Annotated in this window: 20 protein-coding genes; 11 read left to right on the top strand and 9 right to left on the bottom strand. The window is 70.2% G+C overall.

All coding sequences use genetic code 11. The annotated features are described in order from the left end of the window. Positions 1–109 precede the first annotated feature (109 nt). Together OV079_RS36480 and OV079_RS36475 are read right to left on the bottom strand one after the other, a co-directional pair. Positions 110–610, bottom strand: a complete 501-nt coding sequence (locus OV079_RS36480) for a hypothetical protein (RefSeq protein ID WP_267774144.1) — start codon at positions 608–610, stop codon at positions 110–112. Positions 611–1,059: 449 nt separating this feature from the next. After that, positions 1,060–1,224: a hypothetical protein gene (locus OV079_RS36475; RefSeq protein WP_267774143.1), complete on the bottom strand. Its 165-nt coding sequence runs from the start codon at positions 1,222–1,224 to the stop codon at positions 1,060–1,062. 68 nt (positions 1,225–1,292) lie between these two features. Here OV079_RS36475 and OV079_RS36470 point away from each other — a divergent pair, with 68 nt between their 5' ends. Further along, complete coding sequence (locus OV079_RS36470; protein ID WP_267774141.1) at positions 1,293–1,667, top strand: hypothetical protein; 375 nt, start codon at positions 1,293–1,295, stop codon at positions 1,665–1,667. Positions 1,668–1,722: 55 nt separating this feature from the next. Here the strand turns inward: OV079_RS36470 and OV079_RS36465 are convergent, their stop codons facing one another. Together OV079_RS36465 and OV079_RS36460 are read right to left on the bottom strand one after the other, a co-directional pair. Then, positions 1,723–3,459, bottom strand: a complete 1,737-nt coding sequence (locus OV079_RS36465) for a collagen-like domain-containing protein (protein WP_267774139.1) — start codon at positions 3,457–3,459, stop codon at positions 1,723–1,725. Further along, complete coding sequence (locus OV079_RS36460) at positions 3,456–3,956, bottom strand: hypothetical protein (RefSeq protein ID WP_267774138.1); 501 nt, start codon at positions 3,954–3,956, stop codon at positions 3,456–3,458. Before OV079_RS36460 ends, OV079_RS36465 begins: the two co-directional genes overlap by 4 nt. Before the next feature lie 434 nt (positions 3,957–4,390). Here OV079_RS36460 and OV079_RS36455 point away from each other — a divergent pair, with 434 nt between their 5' ends. Continuing rightward, positions 4,391–4,987: a tetratricopeptide repeat protein gene (locus OV079_RS36455; RefSeq protein ID WP_267774137.1), complete on the top strand. Its 597-nt coding sequence runs from the start codon at positions 4,391–4,393 to the stop codon at positions 4,985–4,987. Between the two features lie 608 nt (positions 4,988–5,595). Here the strand turns inward: OV079_RS36455 and OV079_RS56525 are convergent. Continuing rightward, the gene (locus OV079_RS56525; RefSeq protein WP_267774136.1) at positions 5,596–6,924 is read right to left on the bottom strand and encodes an RsmB/NOP family class I SAM-dependent RNA methyltransferase; all 1,329 of its coding nucleotides are present in this window, start codon (positions 6,922–6,924) and stop codon (positions 5,596–5,598) included. A 43-nt stretch (positions 6,925–6,967) separates the two neighbouring features. Here OV079_RS56525 and OV079_RS36445 point away from each other — a divergent pair, with 43 nt between their 5' ends. The 4 genes from OV079_RS36445 (at position 6,968) to OV079_RS36430 (ending at position 9,983) form a co-directional block, all read left to right on the top strand. Next, a complete protein-coding gene (locus tag OV079_RS36445) occupies positions 6,968–7,468 on the top strand; it encodes a hypothetical protein (RefSeq protein WP_267774134.1) in 501 nt (166 codons plus the stop codon). A gap of 193 nt (positions 7,469–7,661) precedes the next feature. Further along, complete coding sequence (locus OV079_RS36440) at positions 7,662–7,907, top strand: hypothetical protein (RefSeq protein ID WP_267774133.1); 246 nt, start codon at positions 7,662–7,664, stop codon at positions 7,905–7,907. A 484-nt stretch (positions 7,908–8,391) separates the two neighbouring features. Next, a complete protein-coding gene (locus tag OV079_RS36435; protein WP_267774131.1) occupies positions 8,392–9,825 on the top strand; it encodes a hypothetical protein in 1,434 nt (477 codons plus the stop codon). Beyond that, positions 9,777–9,983, top strand: a complete 207-nt coding sequence (locus OV079_RS36430) for a hypothetical protein (protein ID WP_267774129.1) — start codon at positions 9,777–9,779, stop codon at positions 9,981–9,983. The genes OV079_RS36435 and OV079_RS36430 overlap by 49 nt, the downstream gene beginning before the upstream one ends. A gap of 75 nt (positions 9,984–10,058) precedes the next feature. On the opposite strand, the gene ettA is transcribed toward OV079_RS36430, so the two are convergent. Both ettA and OV079_RS36420 read right to left on the bottom strand, forming a co-directional pair. After that, a complete protein-coding gene (gene ettA / locus OV079_RS36425; RefSeq protein ID WP_267774127.1) occupies positions 10,059–11,738 on the bottom strand; it encodes an energy-dependent translational throttle protein EttA in 1,680 nt (559 codons plus the stop codon). A gap of 472 nt (positions 11,739–12,210) precedes the next feature. Next, on the bottom strand, positions 12,211–13,581 hold the full coding sequence (locus OV079_RS36420; RefSeq protein ID WP_267774125.1) for an ATP-binding protein: 1,371 nt from the start codon (positions 13,579–13,581) through the stop codon (positions 12,211–12,213). 141 nt (positions 13,582–13,722) lie between these two features. Here OV079_RS36420 and speA point away from each other — a divergent pair, with 141 nt between their 5' ends. Both speA and OV079_RS36410 read left to right on the top strand, forming a co-directional pair. After that, on the top strand, positions 13,723–15,729 hold the full coding sequence (gene speA, locus OV079_RS36415; protein WP_267774123.1) for a biosynthetic arginine decarboxylase: 2,007 nt from the start codon (positions 13,723–13,725) through the stop codon (positions 15,727–15,729). Positions 15,730–16,023: 294 nt separating this feature from the next. Then, positions 16,024–16,341 (top strand): hypothetical protein, encoded by a 318-nt coding sequence (locus tag OV079_RS36410; protein WP_267774122.1) that lies wholly within the window; start codon positions 16,024–16,026, stop codon positions 16,339–16,341. A gap of 56 nt (positions 16,342–16,397) precedes the next feature. Here the strand turns inward: OV079_RS36410 and OV079_RS36405 are convergent, their stop codons facing one another. Together OV079_RS36405 and OV079_RS36400 are read right to left on the bottom strand one after the other, a co-directional pair. Continuing rightward, positions 16,398–17,036, bottom strand: a complete 639-nt coding sequence (locus tag OV079_RS36405) for a hypothetical protein (RefSeq protein WP_267774120.1) — start codon at positions 17,034–17,036, stop codon at positions 16,398–16,400. 38 nt (positions 17,037–17,074) lie between these two features. Beyond that, positions 17,075–17,410, bottom strand: coding sequence for a M35 family metalloendopeptidase (locus tag OV079_RS36400; RefSeq protein ID WP_267774118.1), 336 nt, complete (start codon positions 17,408–17,410; stop codon positions 17,075–17,077). Here OV079_RS36400 and OV079_RS36395 point away from each other — a divergent pair. The 3 genes from OV079_RS36395 to OV079_RS36385 are packed head-to-tail and all read left to right on the top strand — an operon-like array spanning position 17,409 to position 19,247. Beyond that, positions 17,409–17,879 carry a YceI family protein gene (locus OV079_RS36395; protein WP_267774117.1) on the top strand — a complete coding sequence of 157 codons (471 nt, stop codon included), beginning with the start codon at positions 17,409–17,411 and terminating at the stop codon, positions 17,877–17,879. The genes OV079_RS36400 and OV079_RS36395 overlap by 2 nt on opposite strands. A gap of 52 nt (positions 17,880–17,931) precedes the next feature. Continuing rightward, on the top strand, positions 17,932–18,282 hold the full coding sequence (locus OV079_RS36390; RefSeq protein ID WP_267774115.1) for an OsmC family protein: 351 nt from the start codon (positions 17,932–17,934) through the stop codon (positions 18,280–18,282). 56 nt (positions 18,283–18,338) lie between these two features. Continuing rightward, entirely contained in the window at positions 18,339–19,247 is a 909-nt protein-coding gene (locus OV079_RS36385) for a pirin family protein (protein WP_267774113.1), read from the top strand. The last annotated feature ends 142 nt before the right edge of the window (positions 19,248–19,389 follow it).

Here is a 19,389-nt window from a genome sequence, read left to right as displayed (position 1 = left end):
GTGACGAGGGCCGGGACGGCGAGGGCGCTGGCGTCGAGCGGGAGGAGCCAGGCTGTGGCGAGGAGGGCACCGAGCCACCACTTCTTCATCGGGTTGGGTCGCGAGGATTTCATGGCGGGTTCCCGTTGGCGCCGATGAGGCCGCCCTGGAGGCGAAAGTTGTCGGAGGTGTAGACAGCCTGATTCTGGGTGGGCTGACCCAGGGTGAAGACCATGCGGAAGTTGGGACTGGAGGCGACGGTGCCGCTGTTGACGGTCTGGGTGACGGAGCGGCCGACGAGGGGATCGCCGGTGGTGGCGTCGGTGTCGGTGACGGAGGTCGTCGTGGAGGTCGTGGTCGTCGAGTCGGTGTCGGTCGTCGTCGTCGTCGAGTCGGTAGTGGTGGGGGCGACCGTGGTGGTCGGTGACTCGGTGGTGGTGGAATCGGTGGTGGTCACCGGATTGGTGGTGGTCGGGGCGTCGGTGGTGACGGGGGACGTCGGCGAATCGGTGGACGTCGGCGCGTCGGTGGTGGTGGCCGTCGAGCCCTCGGTACCACTAATGGAGAGCGTGCCGGCGGTGGTGTCGTCGGCACAGCCAGCCGCGAACGCGGCGACGCATATCAGCCCCAATCCAGCCTCACACCGGCGCTTACGCGCGGTTCGGCGCATGCTCCACCCCCCGTCCAGGATCGCCGCGACGTCGTGACGCGGCGATTTTGCGGACGCTATCACGAATGTCCGCAGGCCAACAAGACGGCAGTTTCGCGCAGGCGGGTGCGTCGGCGGCTTCACAGCGGCGATTGCATGCTGCCTGAAAGGACAGCTCGATCGCGGCCGTCGCCGAGCGGCTCGCCGGCCCGGGCGCGAGGCCGGACACGATCGGTCACGCGCGGCGCCACGATGCCGTCCTGGCGATGGTGCACCGGCGAGTTTTTAAAACTATGATGTGTCCCTCAAGACAGGTCACGTCTTGGCGAGGGCGACCACGCCGTGAGCGCCGAGGGTGCTTCTGCCGGGCCGATTTTGGGAGTGATTCCCGCCGGACTTTTAAATGACGTGTGCTTCGGGACAGGTCGGGGTCACGGCGGGGCGACCACGCCACGGACGCTGAGCTCGACGCCTGGGGGAGGGATCGACATGGCGAAGGGCTGCGACTGGAGGCACTCGCGGACGCCGGCAGGGTCGCCGTGGGCGACGAACTGGTGCTCGAGCAGCTTGCCGTCGGGGCCGAAGGTCGCGGCCACGAAGATCCCGCGGGGGTCCTTGCCGCCGCAAGCGCGCAGGAGCGCGCTGCCGCGGTCGTCGAGGGTTTTTGAAGTTCGGCGCTGGCGAGCTCGCGGGCGGTCTGGAGGCGGGTCTGCGCGTCCGTGTCGACCTCGACGCGAGGGCCGGGATCGGCGAGCCAGGCGCGGCGGTCGTCGGACAACTTGTCCTCGGGGACAGGTTCGATCGGCGGCGGGGCGGCGGCGAAGTGGTCGGGGCGCGGGTCGAAGTCGGGGAGCTGGCGGCGCGCCGAATCGACGTCGGCCGCCGCCACGCCGAGGGCGACGGCGGGTTCTTGCTCGGGGGCGGGCGGCGGAGCGAGCGGTTCGCCGCCGGACAGCGCGTACCAGCTGCCGAGCAGGAGCACGCCGCTGCCGGCGAGGGCGGCGGCGATCCGTCGACCGCTGCGCGCGAAGGTGTCTGAACTTCGGGTCATGTACGATGATTGCGAGCACCCGGCCGCGGGGCCGGGGCGAGGCTCAGTACTTGGGCCATTCGGAGCAGCAGTACTTGCCGGCCTTGCTGTTGCCGACCGGGTCCTGGCCGTCGAAGTTGCCGCAGTCGGCGATGTTGACGTACATGGCGTCGTCGTCGTCGATACGTTCGGCGATCCAGGAATTGATGATGGGCGTGAATCCGCCGGCGAGGCAGGCGCGACGGACTTCCTCGTGGCGGCACAGATGCGCGCCGCCGTAGTAGGTGTAACAGTCGCTCGAGGCCTTGTTCCAGTCGCCGGCGAAGCCCTCGTGGTACACGCAGAGCAGCGAGCGGGTCGTGTTCACCGCGGCGAGCTGATCGGCGAAGCCCACCGCGGGGCAGGCGGGCATGCTGGTCGGGCCGGGGACGCCTTGCGGGCCCTGCGGGCCGGTGGCGCCTTGCGGGCCTTGAGGGCCGGTGGCGCCGGTGGGGCCGGCCGGGCCGGCGGGGCCGGCAGGGCCTTGCGGACCGATGGGGCCGACCGGGCCGGCGGGGCCCATTGGGCCGATTGCGCCCTGGGGACCCGGAGGGCCGGCCGGACCCTGGGCACCGGCGGGGCCGGCGGGGCCGGCGGGCCCGGTCGGACCGGCAGGGCCAGCGGGGCCCGGGTCGCCCTGGACGCCTTGCGGCCCGGCAGGACCGGCGGGGCCAGCGGGACCGGCAGGCCCAGCGGGGCCGGGGTCGCCTTGCGGGCCCTGGGCGCCGGCCGGGCCGGGTTCGCCCTGGAGGCCCTGGGGACCGGCAGGGCCCGGATCGCCTTGCGGACCCTGCGGACCGGCCGGGCCGGGTTCGCCTTGGGTGCCCTGAGGGCCGGCAGGGCCCGGTTCGCCTTGCGGACCCTGGGGACCGGCGGGGCCGATGTCGCCCTGAGGGCCTTGGGGACCGGCGGGGCCGATGTCGCCCTGAGGGCCTTGGGGACCGGCGGGGCCGATGTCGCCCTGAAGCCCTTGAGGGCCCTGGGGGCCTTCGGGACCGGCGGGACCTGCGGGACCGGCAGGGCCGGCGGGACCGGGTTGGCCATCGGCGCCGGCGGGGCCGGCAGGGCCTTCGGGGCCGGCAGGACCGGCAGGGCCCGCGGGACCGGCGGGACCCTCGGCGCCGGCGGGACCTGCAGGACCTTCGGCGCCGGCAGGACCGGCAGGACCGGCGGGGCCGGCGGGACCTTCGGCGCCGGCAGGACCCGCGGGGCCCTCGGAACCGGCAGGACCGGCGGGCCCGGGCGGGCCCGCGGGGCCGATCAGGCCGGAAGGATCGCCGACCCACTGGCCGCTCTCGTTGATGACCTGGCCGAAGCCCTGAATGTTGACGCTGGTGGGGTTGATCTCGCCGCGGACGTCACCGGCGAACATGGCGTAGGGGACGCTGACGATGGCGGCACGCGGGGTCATCTCCGGGTCGCTGCCGACGGTGATGCCGAGCCAGCGGGTGCTGCCGTCGAAGACGACCTCGTCGAGGACGAGCTGCTCGCCGAGGCGGACGGAGAAGAAACCCTCATCGAAGGTGACGCTGATGGTCTCGGCCCAGATCTCGTTGCCGGCGACCTCGGCGTCGTAGATGGCGAAGGTGATGTCCTGGGTGCCGTCGACGGGGACGCCGCCGGCGTCGAAGAGGCGGCCCTGGTGGGTGACGAGGGCCGGGACGGCGAGGGCGCTGGCGTCGAGGGGGAGGAGCCAGGCGGAGGCGAGGAGGGCACCGAGCCACCACTTCTTCGTCATCGTCGAGCTGCGTAGCGATTTCATGGCGGGTTCCCGTTGGCGCCGATGAGGCCGCCCTGGAGGCGAAAGTTGTCGGAGGTGTAGACAGCCTGGTTCTGGGTGGGCTGACCCAGGGTGAAGACCATGCGGAAGTTGGGACTGGAGGCGACGGTGCCGCTGTTGACGGTCTGGGTGACGGAGCGGCCGACGAGGGGATCGCCGGTGGTGGCGTCGGTGTCGGTGACGGAGGTCGTCGTGGAAGTCGTCGTCGAGTCGGTGTCGGTCGTGGTGGTGGTGGTCGAGTCGGTGGTGGTGGGGTCGACCGTGGTGGTCGGTGACTCGGTGGTGGTGGAATCGGTGGTGGTCACCGGATTGGTGGTGGTCGGGGCGTCGGTGGTGACGGGGGACGTCGGCGAATCGGTGGACGTCGGGGCGTCGGTGGTGGTCGCCGTCGAGCCCTCGGTACCACTAATGGAGAGCGTGCCGGCGGTGGTGTCGTCGGCACAGCCGGCCGCGAGCGCGGCGACGCATATCAGCCCCAATCCAGCCTCACACCGGCGCTTACGCGCGGTTCGGCGCATGCTCACCCCCAGTCCCAAGAGCGACGTCTACAACGAGAGACGCGGCGTCGACCCACGTCGAAAGCGCCACGATCGCCCGGCAAGCTATCATGATTGCCGGCGTGTTCACAAGCGACACTTTCGCGCGAGGCGAGTGCGTCGCCGGCTGCACGGTGAAGCCTTGTGGATGTCCCAAGGGACATGCTGCCGCGCCGCGGACGGGGCGGGGACGTCTCACGTGATATGGCCCAAGGGACAGGTGTCGGGCGGCGTCGCGCGGCGCGAGGTGGGACACGGGCGCGGCGGCAGGCGCGCCGACGCGCGTCGGGGACGGCGATCGCCGACGCCCGACGGCCGGTTAATGCTATGACTGCGAGGCCTCCGAGGTCCTGATGTTGCCGTGCCTGCGCCGTGTCGTGCTGCTCCCGCTCCTGCTCGCGTTGCCAGTGGCCTGCGACGGCTCGACGCCCGCCGCCCCGCCCGACCGGCCGAGCGCCGAGACCCCGGCCGCCGAGCCGGCCGCGTCGCCCGAGGCCGAGAAGCAGCTCCGCGAGGCGCTCGAGCTCGAGGCGGCAGGGCGCCACGAGGAGGCCCGGCTCGCGGTGGAGCAGGCGATCGCCGCGGGGGCCGGCCGCGACGCCAAGCTGCTCGCCGCCAAGCTGGCGATCCTCCGCGAAGACCTCGACGAGGCGACGCGCCTGCTCGAGCCGCTCGCCAGCGACGGCGGCGACGCGCTGGTCCTCTACAACCTCGGCCTCGTGGCGCAGAAGCGCGGCAAGTACAACAACGCCCGCAGCCGCTACCTGGCGGCCCTCAAGGCCGACCCGAACTACAACCCGGCCCGCTTCAACCTGGCGGTGCTCACGTGGGAGGCAGGGGTCAAGGACGAGGCCCAGCACCACGCCCGCAAGTTCATCGACGCCGTCCCCAGCGACGACCCCAACGCGGCCAAGCTGCAGCAGATGATCGGCGGAGTCCCGCCGGCCCCGGCGTCGCCCGGCGCGGCGCCCTGAACTCGCCGCGGATCGACCGCAGCGCGGACTCGCGGGCGAGGGCGGAGGCGCCATCCCCCATGCGAGCAGGTCTGTCTGCGAAGGAGGGATGACGCTCGGGTCGTCATCACGGCGAACCTATCCTGTCCTTGGAGACAGCCATCGTGTGGTGCAGAAGTGCTCGCGCGGTGGGAGAGGTGTCGCTGGCCCCGTTCAGGATGGCGAGACGATCTACCTTGGGAGACGGCTCGAAGATCCAGCTCGAGCGCAGCGGAGCGGCTGCCCGCAGCGGGGCGGGAGAGGTCGCGGATCGTCTTGGCTCGCGCTGTCCTTGAAGACAGATCGGAAACACGGCTCCGGCGCAGGGGGACAGGTCGTCGGGCGACATGTCCAGAGGGACATGTCGCATCGATCGGGTCGGACGAGGCGAGCCAGATGCAATACGGCTCCGGCGCAGGGGACAGGTCGTCGTGCTCGCCCGCCCGGCGATTCGACATGTCCCTCGGGACATGTGTATCGCTCAGGCCGGGCGGAGGCGGGCCAGATGCAACACGGCTCCGGCGCAGGGAGACAGGTCGTCGTGCTCGCTCGCCGGCGATGCGACATGTCCCGCGGGACATGTGTTTCGCTCAGGCCGGGCGGAGGCGGGCCAGATAGAAGCCGTCGGTGTGGTGGGCCTCGGGCGTCCAGGTCTCCTCGTGCTCGAGGGTGAAGCCGCCGGCGTCGCAGGTGGCGCGGACCAGGCGCGGGCCCTCCTCGGGCTCGAGGCTGCAGACGGCATAGACCAGGCGGCCGCCGGGCTTCACGCGGGCGCGGCAGCGGTCGAGCAGGCGGCGCTGCAGGTCGGCGCAGGCGGCGATGTCGTCGAACTGCACCGTGGCGCGCAGCTCGGGGTGGCGGGCCAGGTTGCCGAGGCCGGTGCAGGGGGCGTCGAGGAGGACGGCGTCGTAGGTCGTGTCGTCGACCCCGGGCTGCGGCTCGGGGGCGGCGAGGTCGGCGACCACGGTGGTGAAGGTGAATTCGGGGCCGTCGAGCTCGCCGCGGCGGCGCAGGCCGGCGTGCTCGCCGAGGCGGACCTCGCTGGCGTCGGCGGCGACCAGGCGGCCGCGGCGGCGCATCAGCTCGGCGAGCTGCAGCGACTTGGTGCCCATGCCGGCGCAGGCGTCCAGGACATGTTCTTCAGGACATGGCGCGAGGGCCAGGGCCGCCCGCTGCGCGCCGAGGGCCTGGATCGAGAACAGGCCGCGCTCGTGCAGCGGGTGGCGGACCAACTCGCCGCCGCCGCGCACGCGCAGGGCCTGCGGCTGGTCGGGGAGCTGCTCGACGAAGGCCTTGGGGTCGGCCTCGCGCAGGGCGGCGGCGACGTCCTCGGCTGTCGTTCGGGACAGGTCGACGCGGAGCTCGACCGCGGGCGGCTCGGCGAGGGCGCGGGCGCGGGCGAGGGCGAGGTCGGGGCCGAGATGGGCGAGCCAGCGGCCGGCGAGCCAGCGGGGGATCGACCAGCGATTGGCGAGGACGTCGAGCGGCTTGCCGGTGGCGAGGCGGGCGTCGAAAGCGGCGCCCTCGCGGTCGATGGCGGCGAGGATCGCGTGCAGCGGGCGGGCCAGGCCGCCGCTGGGGTCGAGGGCGGTGGCGAGGCCGAGGGCCTGGGAGATCGCCGCGTGCGGCGGGTGCTGCAGCTCGCGCAGCTCGAACACCGCGACGCGGGCGATCTCTCGCGCGCGGGCGCTGAGGGCCTTGGGGCGCGCGGCGGCGGCGTCGATCAGGGCGTCGAGGCGGCCGCGGTGGCGCAGCACGCCGTACACGAGGGTGGTGGTGAGGCCGCGCTCGCGCCGCTCGAGGTCGGGGTGGCGCTCGAAGTGCTCGGCCAGGATCCGGTTGCTGAAGCCGCGGCGTTGATCGATCTGCCGGAGGGTCTGGACGGCGAGCGCGCGGGCGGTGATGGGGTTTCTCGGCACGGGGGCGCGGATCGTAGCCGCAAAGGGTGTTATGGTGTCGGCGATGTCGACGCGCCGACGCGCCGCGATCGCCGCCCTGGCCGCCCTGGTGCCGGGAGTCGTCCCCGCGGGCTGTGAGGAGCCGCTGCAGCCGGTGTCCGAGCCGCCGACCCTGCTGGCCGAGGCCGGCGATTACACGATGTGGGCCCGGCCGAAGAACCGCGCGGAGCGTCAGCCGGTGGTCGCGCCCCACGGCGGGTTCGTCGACATCTACATCAACGACGTGGTGGTCGCCGACCAGGCGATGGTGCTGCCCGAGGGGCTGCCCGCGTGGTCCGACGAGGCGATGGTGGTCCTGGCCGGCTACGACGCGATGGAGGGCGGGTCGCTGGTGCAGGTGGCGGTGATGCAGAAGCAGGCCGGGGTGTGGGCCTGGGAGCAGTACGACGGCTCCAGCGAGGAGCCCCGCTTCTCCGGGCGGCCCGACGTGTGCGTCGGCTGTCACAGCGCCGGCGAGGACTTCATCAGGTCGTTCCGCCTGCCGGACCCGCCGCCCGAGGAGTGAGGCGAGGGCGGCGCGCGGCCGAGTCGATGCGGGGCCGGATGCCGGGCAGGCGGGACCGCGAGTCCTCCGCCCGCGTGAGCGAGCGCGGCAGAGGAGCGCGCCGACGCGGCTGTGTGGCGCCGGCGAGCGAGGGGCGCGACGCGCGAGGCGCATGCGCTTGCTCGCGGGCGGGCGAGGGGCTATGCCCCCGGCGATGCTGCACAACGCACTCGTCCGCGTGCCCACCGAGGACCTCAAGCGGCTGCTGGCGCTGCTCCACCGCGGCGAGCTGCAGTGCCCGCTGACGCCGGTGGAGGTGACGCGGTGCGGCTTCCAGATCCACATGGACGCGCTGCTCGGCCACATGCGCGGGCTCGAGGTGTCGGGGGTGCGGGCGGTGCTGACGGCGGTGCTGCTCGAGCGACAGGCGGCGCAGGAGCGGATGCCTCGGCTGGTCTGAAGGGCATGTCCCTTCGGACAGAAAACGAATCTGGTCGGAAGGGCATGTCCCTTCGGACAGCAATGGATTCGACGGGCGCCCGAGGGGTCGGGGCGCCAGGACCTGGGGCCTCGGTCGGGCCTTTCGAGTAGTCCGCTCGCCGAGAGCGTGCGGCCCCAGTCGTGGTCGGCGACGGACACGAGCTCGCTCGCGCCCGTCGCGGGACGGTCTCGCGACGTAGTTGCGGCGACCTGTAACTTTGCCGGGCGAGCGGGCACTGTGCCCGCGCGTGGGTTCTCCGCTCCGTCTGCTGCGCGCTCCGGCGCGCTCCGATGCGCTGGCCGGGCTGTGGTTAGTCGACGACCGCGGAGCGCGGTCGCACGACCGGCCGCGCTCGCTCGCGCGCGGATCGGCAGGTGACCGAGCCGAGGCCGCCCTCGTGACGACCGATCGATCAAGAAACAGGGGAATCTCGTTCATGACAAGACTTCTTACGCTCGCTCTCTTGCCTGCCCTCTCGCTGCTCGCCTGCGACGCGACGGGCACCGAGGCGGAGAGCGACTCGACGGACACCGCGCTGGAGAGTGACTCGACGGGCGCCGAGCTCGGGCGCCACGACTCACGACCGACCCTCGCGATCGGCGAGGCGGAGCCGACCGCCGCGACCCCGCTGCGGGCGAAGGCGCTGGGGCGCATGCGCAACGCGGCGAAGTACTTCCACGACAACGTTGCCCGCCACGGCGGGTATGCGTGGCACCAAAACGCCACCAACCTGAGCGAGCGCTGGGGCGACATCCAGCTCGACGACGATCAGATCATGATCCAGTCACCGGGCACTGCGGACGTGACGATCGCGTTCGTGGAGGCCGCGCTCGCCGACCCGGCGACCCCGGCGCTCAAGACCTACGCGCAGGACGCGGCGATGGCGTTGCGGCACGGGCAGGTCAAGTCGGGCGGCTGGCGCCTGTACGCGGACTTCAAGCCGACGCCGGTGCTCAAGGCCTGCTACCTCAACACCACGGCGAACTGTAGCTGCGGCGGCTGCAAGTTCACGGTCTACGACGACCAGGTCACCCAGCTCGCGCTGATCGCGATGATGCGCACCGACCAGCTCCTCGGCTTCGCGGACGCGGCGATCTCCGGCTCCTCCGCCTACGCCCGCGCGCGGGTCGAGACCTCGCAGTACCCGACGAACGGCGGCTTCCCGCAGGGGTTCGCCGGTCCCGTCGCCGCCCGGCCGGCGCTGCAGGCCAGCTATCCGCCCTCGATCGGGACCTCGTGCGGCCTCGCCAATTGCTACGCCAACTCGTACACCACCGAGTACTGGGACGACCCGACGCTGAACGACAACCTCGCGTCGGCCTTCGTGGAGATGCTGTACTGGGCGAGGGAGGTCTATCCGGCGCAGGCGTCGACCTACCAGAGCATGCTGACCGCCTACGGCGACTTCCTTCGCCGCGCGCAGATGCCTCAGCCGCAGCCCGCGTGGGCGCAGCAGTACGACCTCCAGATGCAGCCGCGGTGGGCGCGGAGCTGGGAGACTCCGGCCATCGCGGGCCAGGAGAGCCAGGACACCATGTGGGCGCTCCTTCGCCTCTACCAGCTCGACCCGAGCGTGCCGGCCAACCGCGCCGCGGTCGGCACGGCGCTCGCGTACCTCGAGACCGTGGACTACGCGAACGACACGCTGATCCACCGCTACATCGAGCTCGACGACACCTCGCCGTCGAACGTCGGCTTCTACACGGTCAACCCCGGCGGGTATCCGGTCCAGTTCTCTTCGGCGCCGCCGACCTACCAGAACTACGGCTGGGAGGTCCCGTCGCAGCTGGCCGCGATCCACGCCGAGTACGACCGGCTGGCGAGCGACACGACGGTGATGAAGCGTTCGTGCCAGAGCTGCGCGCCGACACGGCGCAGGCCGTCGACACGGCGGTGAACAACGAGCGGTGGATCACGACGTACAGCCCGGGCGGCCCGCGCAGCGGCGCCACCCCCGGCGACTATCTCGACACCCGGACGTTCGTCACGAACATGCGCACGCTGGCCGAATTCGTCGTGCGCACGACGACCGACTGCGTCGCGTGGAACTACTGATCGGTCCGGTCGCGCGGCCCCAAAAAAACGTGCCCGCGAGGACATGTCCTCGCGGGCATGTCTTTCAGGGCATGCTCAGTGGGTCAGCTTCTTGTAGCGGATCCGGTGCGGCTGGAGGGCGTCGTCGCCGAGGCGCTTCTTCTTGTCGGCCTCGTAGTCGGCGAAGTTGCCCTCGAACCAGGTGACCTTGGAGTCGCCCTCGAAGGTGAGGATGTTGGTGGCGATGCGGTCGAGGAACCAGCGGTCGTGGCTGATGACGACGGCGCAGCCGGGGAAGGCCAAGAGCGCCTCCTCGAGGTGGCGGAGGGTGTCGACGTCGAGGTCGTTGGTCGGCTCGTCGAGCAGCAGCAGGTTGCCGCCGCGCTTGAGCAGCTTGGCCAGGTGGACGCGGTTGCGCTCGCCGCCCGACAGCACGCCGACCTTCTTCTGCTGGTCGGCGCCGTTGAAGTTGAACTTGCTGACGTAGGCGCGCGAGTTGACGTCGCGGCCGGCGATGCTGAGGACCTCCTGGCCGCCGGAGATCTCCTGCCACACGGTCTTGTTGGGGTCGAGGGCGTCGCGCGACTGGTCGACGTAGGCGACGTCGACGGTCTCGCCGACCTTGATGTTGCCGCCGTCCGGCTTCTCCTGGCCGGTGATCATGCGGAACAGGGTGGTCTTGCCGGCGCCGTTGGGGCCGATGACGCCGACGATGCCGCCGCGCGGGAGGGTGAAGGTCAGGTCCTCGAACAGCAGGTGGTCGCCGTAGGCCTTGCTGATGCCCTTGCACTCGACCACGGTGGTGCCGAGGCGCTTGGTGAAGGGGATGACGAGGTCGGTGGTGTCGACCTTCTTGTCGCTCGCCTGCGCCAGCAGCTCCTCGTACGCCTTGACGCGGGCCTTGCTCTTGGCCTGGCGGGCGCGCGGGCTCATCTGCACCCACTCGAGCTCGCGCTGCAGGGTGCGCTGGCGGTTGGACTCGGCCTTCTCCTCCTGGGCCAGGCGCTTCTTCTTCTGGTCGAGCCAGGACGAGTAGTTGCCCTTCCACGGGATGCCGGAGCCGCGGTCGAGCTCCAAGATCCAGCCGGCCACGTTGTCGAGGAAGTAGCGGTCGTGGGTGACCGCGACGACGGTGCCCGGGTAGTCCTGCAGGTGGCGCTCGAGCCAGGCGACGCTCTCGGCGTCGAGATGGTTGGTGGGCTCGTCGAGCAGCAGGAGGTCGGGGCGCTGCAAGAGCAGGCGGCACAGGGCGACCCGGCGCTTCTCGCCGCCCGACAGCTTGGTGACGTCGGCGTCGCCGGGCGGGCAGCGCAGCGCGTCCATGGCGATCTCGAGGGTGCGGTCGAGCTCCCAGCCGTTGCCGGCGTCGATCTTGTCCTGCAGCTCGGCCTGCTCGGCCAGCAGCCGGTTCATCTCGTCGTCGCTCATCGGCTCGCCGAGCTTGTTGCTGACCTCCTCGAAGCGGGCCAGCGTCGTCTTCATGCCGATGACGGCCTCCTCGATGTTGGCCTTGACGTCCTTCTTGGGGTCGAGCGCGGGCTCCTGCGGCAGATAGCCGACCGAGACGCCCTCGGCGCTCCACGCCTCGCCGATGAACTCCTTGTCGACGCCGGCCATGATCTTGAGGAGGGTCGACTTGCCGGAGCCGTTGAGGCCGAGCACGCCGATCTTCGCGCCGGGGAGGAAGCTGAGCCAGATGCCCTTCAACACCTCCTTGCCGCCGGGGTAGACCTTGCGCAGGTCCTTCATGGTGTAGATGTACTGATACGAGGCCATGGCGTGACGACTCCTGGGGCGCCCTGCGGGCGCGGGGCGGGAGGATAGCAGAGGCGCGGGCATGCCCCCGGCGGGGAGGGCGCCATAAACAGGGAGAAATCGTGGAGAATTGGGGTCGAAAAATAAATACAATTCCAGCACTTAGATCTTCGCCCCCCAAAACATTGGGGCTGAATGGGGACCAGAAATCGCGCCCCGCTCCGCTTGGTGGACTTCGTGCCGAATTTATTGGAGTCGCTTTGGGGCCGGGTGCCAGCGCGCTCCGCGCCCAGCACCATGGAGGACGATATCGCCTCGATCCCTGAGCTCCGAGACGAGCGTCTTCACTTGCTCTCGAGTCAAGGCCGGGAGCACTTGGAGGAGCTCTTCCATCGGGCTCCCCTGTTCGTCGGCGCGCCGAATGTGGTCGAGCAGCAGCGCCTTGTTCGTCTCCCGATCGAGGCCGCGCCTCCGCGTGTACTCGCTCTGGTCGTCAGAGTCGGCATAGAAACGGGCCCCGAGGATGTACTGGTTCCGGGGACGCTTCTCGATCGCTCCGAGATCCGTGAGCAGCCGCGCTCTCTCTCAGCGCAGGTGCAACGGGTTGTCCACGGTCGACCGCGTCTAGGACCAGGAGGTCCTCAAGGCCGAGCGGCCGACCGCTCTCGTTGGCGAGGCGCTCGATGAAGCGGACGAACGCGGGGCGGCGGACCTGTCCGTACAGGTCCAGCGCCACGTGGTATGCGTCCGAAGTCGAATAGTCGGGCAAGAGTTTGCCTTCACGAAGTGACGCAGCGAACATGCGATCTGCGCCTTGCCCGGAGCGTTCGACGAGGCCGCAGTGTTGGAGAGCGGTGGCCAGACGACGATTGCGTGGGCTCTGACGATACAGCAGGTTCTCCGCAGAGATCCCCTCCGGGAAGCCGCCAGGGCTCGTGATGCTGAGGCGGTCCGGAAACTGTTTGATGAAGACCGAGCCCCCGTTGCGATAGTCACGGTGGCTAACGGCGTTGAGCAGCGCCTCACGAACAGCGCTCTCGTTGAACGCTCGAACCGAGCGCCGAAACAGGCCGTCCTGGTACTGATGCTCAGTGTTCCACAGGTTGATGAGCGCCCAGATGTCATCCATCACCGCGAGAAAACCACGGGTGATGTCCCTTCGCTCTGCGTACTCGATAGCGGCTTCGTCGTTGCGGTACTCGAAGATGATCTCCGCGTTGCCCAGGTGTCGCTTCAAGCCGCGTTCGTTGGCGAGCAGGATCAGGGCTGCGAATGTAACTCTCCCGTCCACGAGCAGTTCAGCATCCTCGAGGAGTTGGCGATCGGATTCGGACAACTGCAGCCCGGGACGATGACGCCGCCGTTCCGAGCGGAACCGCTGAATAGCGACCGGATCGAGATCCGAGAGCTCCGCCGGGCCACATATCTCGGCAGAGAAGTCGAGAGTGAGGTCGAGCAGCTTGCGGAGCTGCTCGTCGGTCATGGCGACCAGGCTCTCACCCGAGCGCATCCAATACCGACCGCGACAGCTCAACGCATGGCCCCGCAGGCGTGGGGGCGCCGTGAAGACAAGGACGCGACCATCAGGGTGTTCGATCTCCTCGACGTCGATGCGGATCCCGATGAGCTGAAGGAGCTCGTGCTTGACCTGTTGGAGCGTGCCGTCGAAGGCGGTGGTGCCCACGACTCGACGCGGCGCCTTGTCGGAGACGCCCAGGAGGAGACGCCCGCCCCCCTCGTTGTAGCGGGCGGAGCAGTAGTCTCCCACCTTGTCTCTGTTGAAGCCGCCGTGCGCTGCCTTGAACTCGAGGTGTTCATGCTCCGAGGGCGTCGAGAGCAGGCGGTCAAGGTCCTCAGGGGTCATGGCCAAGCGAACATAGCAGGTGCCCGGGTTCGCGGCCGCTGCGCCAGTGTCAAGAGGCGCCCGGAACGGAACGGGTACTCTGCCCTGGGCCGAGAAAGGGCTTGCGGCCGGGGCCGATGCGCACCCATCATCCCCGGCGAGATGAGCCAGACGACGGAAGCAGAAGTGGTCAAGCCGGCGGCGCCGGTGGCGGTCGAGGTGCCGGGGGGCGTCGAGCCCGACGCGAGCAAGCGCTCGGCGCAGGCGCAGGCGCTCGCGGTCGAGACGTCGTTCAAGCGCTACGGCATCAACCGCTGGGGCAGCGCGTTCATCCGCGCCAGCAACGAGGGCCACCTGGTGTTCGCGGCGCCCAACTCGCCGGCGGTCGACCTCTACGCGCTGTCGCAAGAGCTGGCCCGCCGCGGCATCCGCACGCCCTACGTGGTGCGCTTCCCGACGATGATCGAGAACCAGATGGGCACGCTGAAGGACGGCTTCGCCAAGGCGATCGCCGACAACAGCTACCAGGGCAAGCACATCGGCGTGTACCCGCTCAAGGTCAACCAGCGCCGCAGCGTGGTCGACACGGTGGTCAAGGCGCGCGAGAAGTTCAACTACGGGCTCGAGGCCGGCTCGAAGCCGGAGCTGCTGCTGGCGATGGCCCAGCCGCCGCTCAAGGGCTCGCTGCTGGTCTGCAACGGCTACAAGGACCGCGAGTTCATGCGCATGGCCTTCCACGCGGCCGAGCTCGGGCACCACGTGATCATCGTGCTCGAGTCGACCCGCGAGGTCCGCCGCTACCTCGACGTCTACCAGGAGCAGGACTGGACGGCGAAGCCCGAGGTCGGCATGCGCGCCAAGCTGTACAGCCGCGGCAGCGGCCGCTGGCAGAGCTCCGGCGGCGAGAGCAGCAAGTTCGGCCTGACGACCAACGAGCTGCTGGCGGTGGTGCGCGAGCTGACGAACGCGGGGATGGTCGAGCAGCTGTCGCTCTTGCACTTCCACATCGGCTCGCAGATCACCCAGATCAAGCGCATCAAGACGGCCGTCCGCGAGGGCGCCCGCATCTACGCCGAGCTGCAGCAGCTGGCGCCGCAGCTGCGCTACCTCGACCTCGGCGGCGGCATCGGCGTCGACTACGACGGCTCGCGCACGTCGTACCCGTCGTCGGCCAACTACTCGCTCGAGGAGTACGCGTCGCAGGTGGTGTTCGAGGTGATCGAGGCCTGCCGCGAGGTGGGCGCGCGCCAGCCGACGCTGCTCACCGAGTCGGGCCGCGTGGTGGTGGCCAACCACGCGGTGACGATCGCCGACCTCCGCGAGGTCCAGGGCGAGCTGATGCCGGTGCCCGAGCCCAGCGAGGAGGAGCACCGCCTGGTCCACGAGCTGCGCAGCACGCTCGAGAGCCTCAACATCAAGAACGTCGAGGAGTACTTCCACGACGCGATCGACTACCGCGACGAGTGCCTGCAGCTGTTCTCGCGCGGCTACCTGAGCCTGCAGGACCGCGCCAGCGCCGAGGGCCTGTTCGGACGGATCCGCAACAAGGTCAAGCAGATCGTCGAGTCGATGCCGCACCCGCCCGAGGAGATCGTCGACTTCCTCGGCAAGGCCCACCAGAAGTACCTGGTGAACTTCTCGATCTTCCAGAGCATCCCCGACGCGTGGAGCATCGACCAGGTGTTCCCCGCGGCGCCGCTGTCCCGCCACGGCGAGAAGCCGACCATCAACGCGCAGATCGTCGACATCACCTGCGACTCCGACGGCTGCGTCGAGACGTTCGCCCACCCCGACGAGAACATGCCGTACCTGCCGCTGCACGAGCGCCGCACGGCGGACGAGAAGTATTATCTCGGGTTCTTCATGACGGGCGCGTATCAGGACAGCCTGGCGAACGTACACAACCTGTTCGCCCGCTGCCACGAGGTGATCCTCCGCAACCCGGACGACGACATGGTGCTGCCGGGCAGCGAGCGCGTCGAGCTCGGCGAGAACTTGACGTTCGAGATCAAGATGGGCCTTACCTGCGAGGACGTGCTGTCGGCGATGGACTTCGACGTCGAACGCATGATCCGCTGGCTCCGCGACCGCCACCTCGCGGTCGAGACGACGCTCGGCGAGTCGTGGCTGCTCGGGGTGCTGCAGAGCTACCCGTACCTGTCGCGCTGAGGCTCCTTTTGTAAAAAAACGATCGCCGCGCTCGCGAGGCGCGGCGATCGTCGCGACGGGATGAAAATGAACGCGCCACGCGTCGAGTCGGACGCCCGGCGCGTTCCGATGTTACCGTCCCGGGCGCGAGGGATGATGCATCAGCACAGCGGACGGCGGCGACGGGTGCGAGGCGGGTGCGTGGCGATGATCGCCGCAGGGGCGATCGGATGCGCCGCGGCCCCCGACGAGGAGCATGCCGCGCGCGCTTCGGCGGCGTCCGTGAGCGCTCGGCAGGGCGAGGACGCAGGGCCGGTGGCGCGAGCCGAGGAGGACAGCGAGAAGGTCGCGGGGGCGAGGGTCGAGGTGCCTTCGGGGACGGGCCGCGACGAGTACGACTCGCTCTCGATCGGCTGCGAGCGCGCGATCGCGTCGCGGCAGGAGGACGGGCGGACGATCGTGTACATCACGCCGACGGAGAAGGGCAGCGCGAAGCCTGGCCAGTGGGTGCACTGCGCGGGTAAAGATCGGCCGCCGTCGACGGCGTGCGAGGTCCTCGGCATCGTCGACGGGGGGATGCTCGAGGCGAGCTGCGGCGAGGTGAAGCCCGGCTCTGCGCGCCCGGCCAAGTGAACGCGAGAGGTCTGTCGAGAGCGGACACTCGAGCTGCGCTGGAGCTCGTTCGCGGGCTACTGCGGGGGTCCTGGCAGCGTGAGGCGGTCGCACGTCAGGCGCCCGACGGTCCGTCGACCGTCGTGCCGCGCGTCGTCGTGGACCACCTCGACGCCGCTCGCGGTCGCGGTCAACACTGGCGCGGCGTGGACCGGACCGATGTTGGTGGCGCCGACGGTTCTGCCGGATCCAGCGATGAACGCGACGAACCCCTGCGGATCGCGTGTCGTACCGTGGCGCGCGATCGGAGAGAGGACCCAGCTCACCGCCGTACCTCCGGGCCACCACGCGAGATGTGCGTGCCAGATCGCCCACGTGTTCGGCTCCGGGTAATGGACGACGGCGTTCGGGGGGCCGACCTGGCGGAGCTGGGCGTCGAAGCGGACGAGCGACAGGCGCGTGCCGTCGAGGTCCTCTGCGACGTACAGGGCGATGTAGCCGTCGTCGGTGCGCCTGCTCGCCTTCCACCGGCCTGCCTCTGCGAGGTCGCGGGGCAAGCCTCCGCCTTCGGAGGGGCCGACGAGCGGTGCGTCGTCCTCGAAGTGGCGGAGCGGCGTGTAGTTCGGGCAGCCGTGGCCCTGCGGGAGCGGGGGCGCGGGAGCGGGCGGGGGCGGCGTACAGGCGGCGACGAGGCTCATGGCGAAGGCCGCACGCATGCGCGGCCCGCTGGCGTGCGAGCGTCGGTCCGCGAGCGTCACTTGAACTCGAGGACAAAGTACCCAAAATTGTCCGCGTTCTTCAATGCCCGGTCGGGGTTGTCCACCGCCAGTTGCTTGGACTTGGCGGTCCCGTAGAGCTTGCCGGCGGTCCGGGGGCGCTTGCGTGCATCCGTCAGCTCGGCGCGGGCACCCGCGCCGAGAAGCCCCGCGGGATTGTTCGCCCGAGAGCAACAATCGGTTCGCCGGGCGAGGGCTAGTTGAGGGCGCGGTCGGGGGTCATCGTTGGGCTCCATGACGACTGCGACGAATACCCCGACCCGCTGGACCATCGACACCTCGCACTCGAGCGTCGGCTTCAGCGTGCGCCACATGATGATTACCAACGTCCGCGGCGAGTTCAAGAAGTTCGCCGGCGAGGTCGTGCTCGACCCGCAGAACCCCGGCGCCTCGGGCGTGCAGGCGACCGTCGAGATCGGGTCGATCCACACCCGCGAGGAGCAGCGCGACGCGCACCTGCGCGGCCCCGACTTCTTCGACGCCGAGAAGTACCCGACGATGACGTTCCAGTCGAAGCGCGTGGCTCGCACGGACGACGGCTACGACGTCGTCGGCGACCTGACGATCCGCGACCAGACGCGCGAGGTGGTGCTCAAGGTCGAGGACGTGACCGGCGAGACGGCCGACCCGTGGGGCAACACCCGCATCGGCGCATCTGCGAAGACCAAGATCCGCCGCTCGGAGTTCGGGATCACCTGGAACGCGCTGCTCGAGCTGGGCGGGGCGATGGTCGGCGACGAGGTGACGATCAACATCGAGGTCTCTCTGGTAAAACAGAAGTAGGTCCCATGACGATCCGCTCGACGAACGAGAGCCCCCGCAATTCCGCCAGGTCGTGACGATCGACGCGCACACGCTCCACGCCGACGTGAGCAGCGCGCTCGGCGGCGCGGCCTCGGCGCCCGGCCCGCACGAACTGTTCGACGCCTCGCTGGCCACGTGCAAGGCGCTCACCGCCTGCGTGTTCGCCAAGTCCCGCGGCATCGCCCTCGAGCGCGTGACGGTCGAGGTCGAACGCGACGACTCGCAGGAGCGCCAGGGCACGTACGTGCTCAGCGTCAAGCTCGCCTTCGAGGGCGCGCTGTCCGACGCCGACAAGCACAAGCTGCACGAGACCGTGCTGCGCTGCCCGATCCACAAGCTGATGACGACCTCGACGGTGGAGATCCGTCAGTCGCTCGCCTGACCCTTGGGTCACCCGCTATTCTTCTTAAAAGAATCACACCGCCAGGGAGCACAGCCATGCAAACAGACGATTCAGAGGAGACGGCGGTCGAGCTCGAGATCGCGGCGCGGCCGCGCCGGCTCGACGCGTTCGAGGTCGGCCGCGTGCTGCCGGCGCCGGCCCGGCGCATGGTCGGCCCGTTCGCGTTCTTCGATCACATGGGCCCGGCGCACCTCGAAGCGGGGCTGGGGATGGACGTGCGGCCGCACCCGCACATCGGCCTGGCGACGGTGACGTACCTGTTCGAGGGCGAGATCCTCCACCGCGACAGCCTGGGCTCGCTGCAGCCGATCCGCCCCGGCGCGATCAACTGGATGACCGCGGGCCGCGGGATCGTCCACTCGGAGCGCACGCCGGCGGAGACGCGCGCGCAGGGGCCGAGGCTGCACGGGCTGCAGCTGTGGGTCGCGCTGCCGCGCGAGGCGGAGGAGTCCGAGCCGGCCTTTTCGCACCACCCGACCGAGACGATCCCCGAACTGTCGAGCCCAGGCGTGCGCGTGCGCGTGCTCGCGGGCTCGGCCTACGGGGTGACGGCGCCGACGCCGATCGCGTCGCCGCTGGTCTACGTCGAGGCCCACCTCGAGGCGGGCGCGACGTTCGAGCCGCCGCTGGCGACCGAGCGGGCGGTCTACGTGATCGAGGGCGAGCTGCGCAGCGGCGGACGGACGGTGCCGCCGCGCACGATGGCGGTGCTGCGCAGCGGCAAGGCCGGGGCGCTGACGGCGACTGCGCCGACGCGGATGGTGCTGATCGGCGGCGAGCCGCTCGGCGAGCCGCGCTACATCTGGTGGAACTTCGTGTCGAGCTCGCAGGAGCGGATCGTCCAGGCCGCCCACGAGTGGAAGGAGCAGCGCTTCCCGCGGGTCCCCGGCGACGAGAAGGAGTGGATCCCCCTCGTCGACGAGCCGAAGTTCGCGCACCCTTGAGACCTGGCCTTCGGGGCATGCTCTTCGGAGCATGTGCTGAAGGCCAGGTTCAATCAAAGACGAGGCGGCGGACTGCGGCTGGCGCCGCGGGTCGGCTCGACCTGACTCCGCGGGGATCGAGCTCCGACGGCCGGCCGTTGCG

Origin of the sequence: Nannocystis pusilla (genome assembly GCF_026626665.1) — a bacterium.
GTDB lineage: Bacteria > Myxococcota_A > Polyangia > Nannocystales > Nannocystaceae > Nannocystis > Nannocystis pusilla.
The sequence above is the reverse complement of the archived record's forward strand: the minus strand, read 5'-3'. Positions and strand labels throughout refer to the sequence as shown.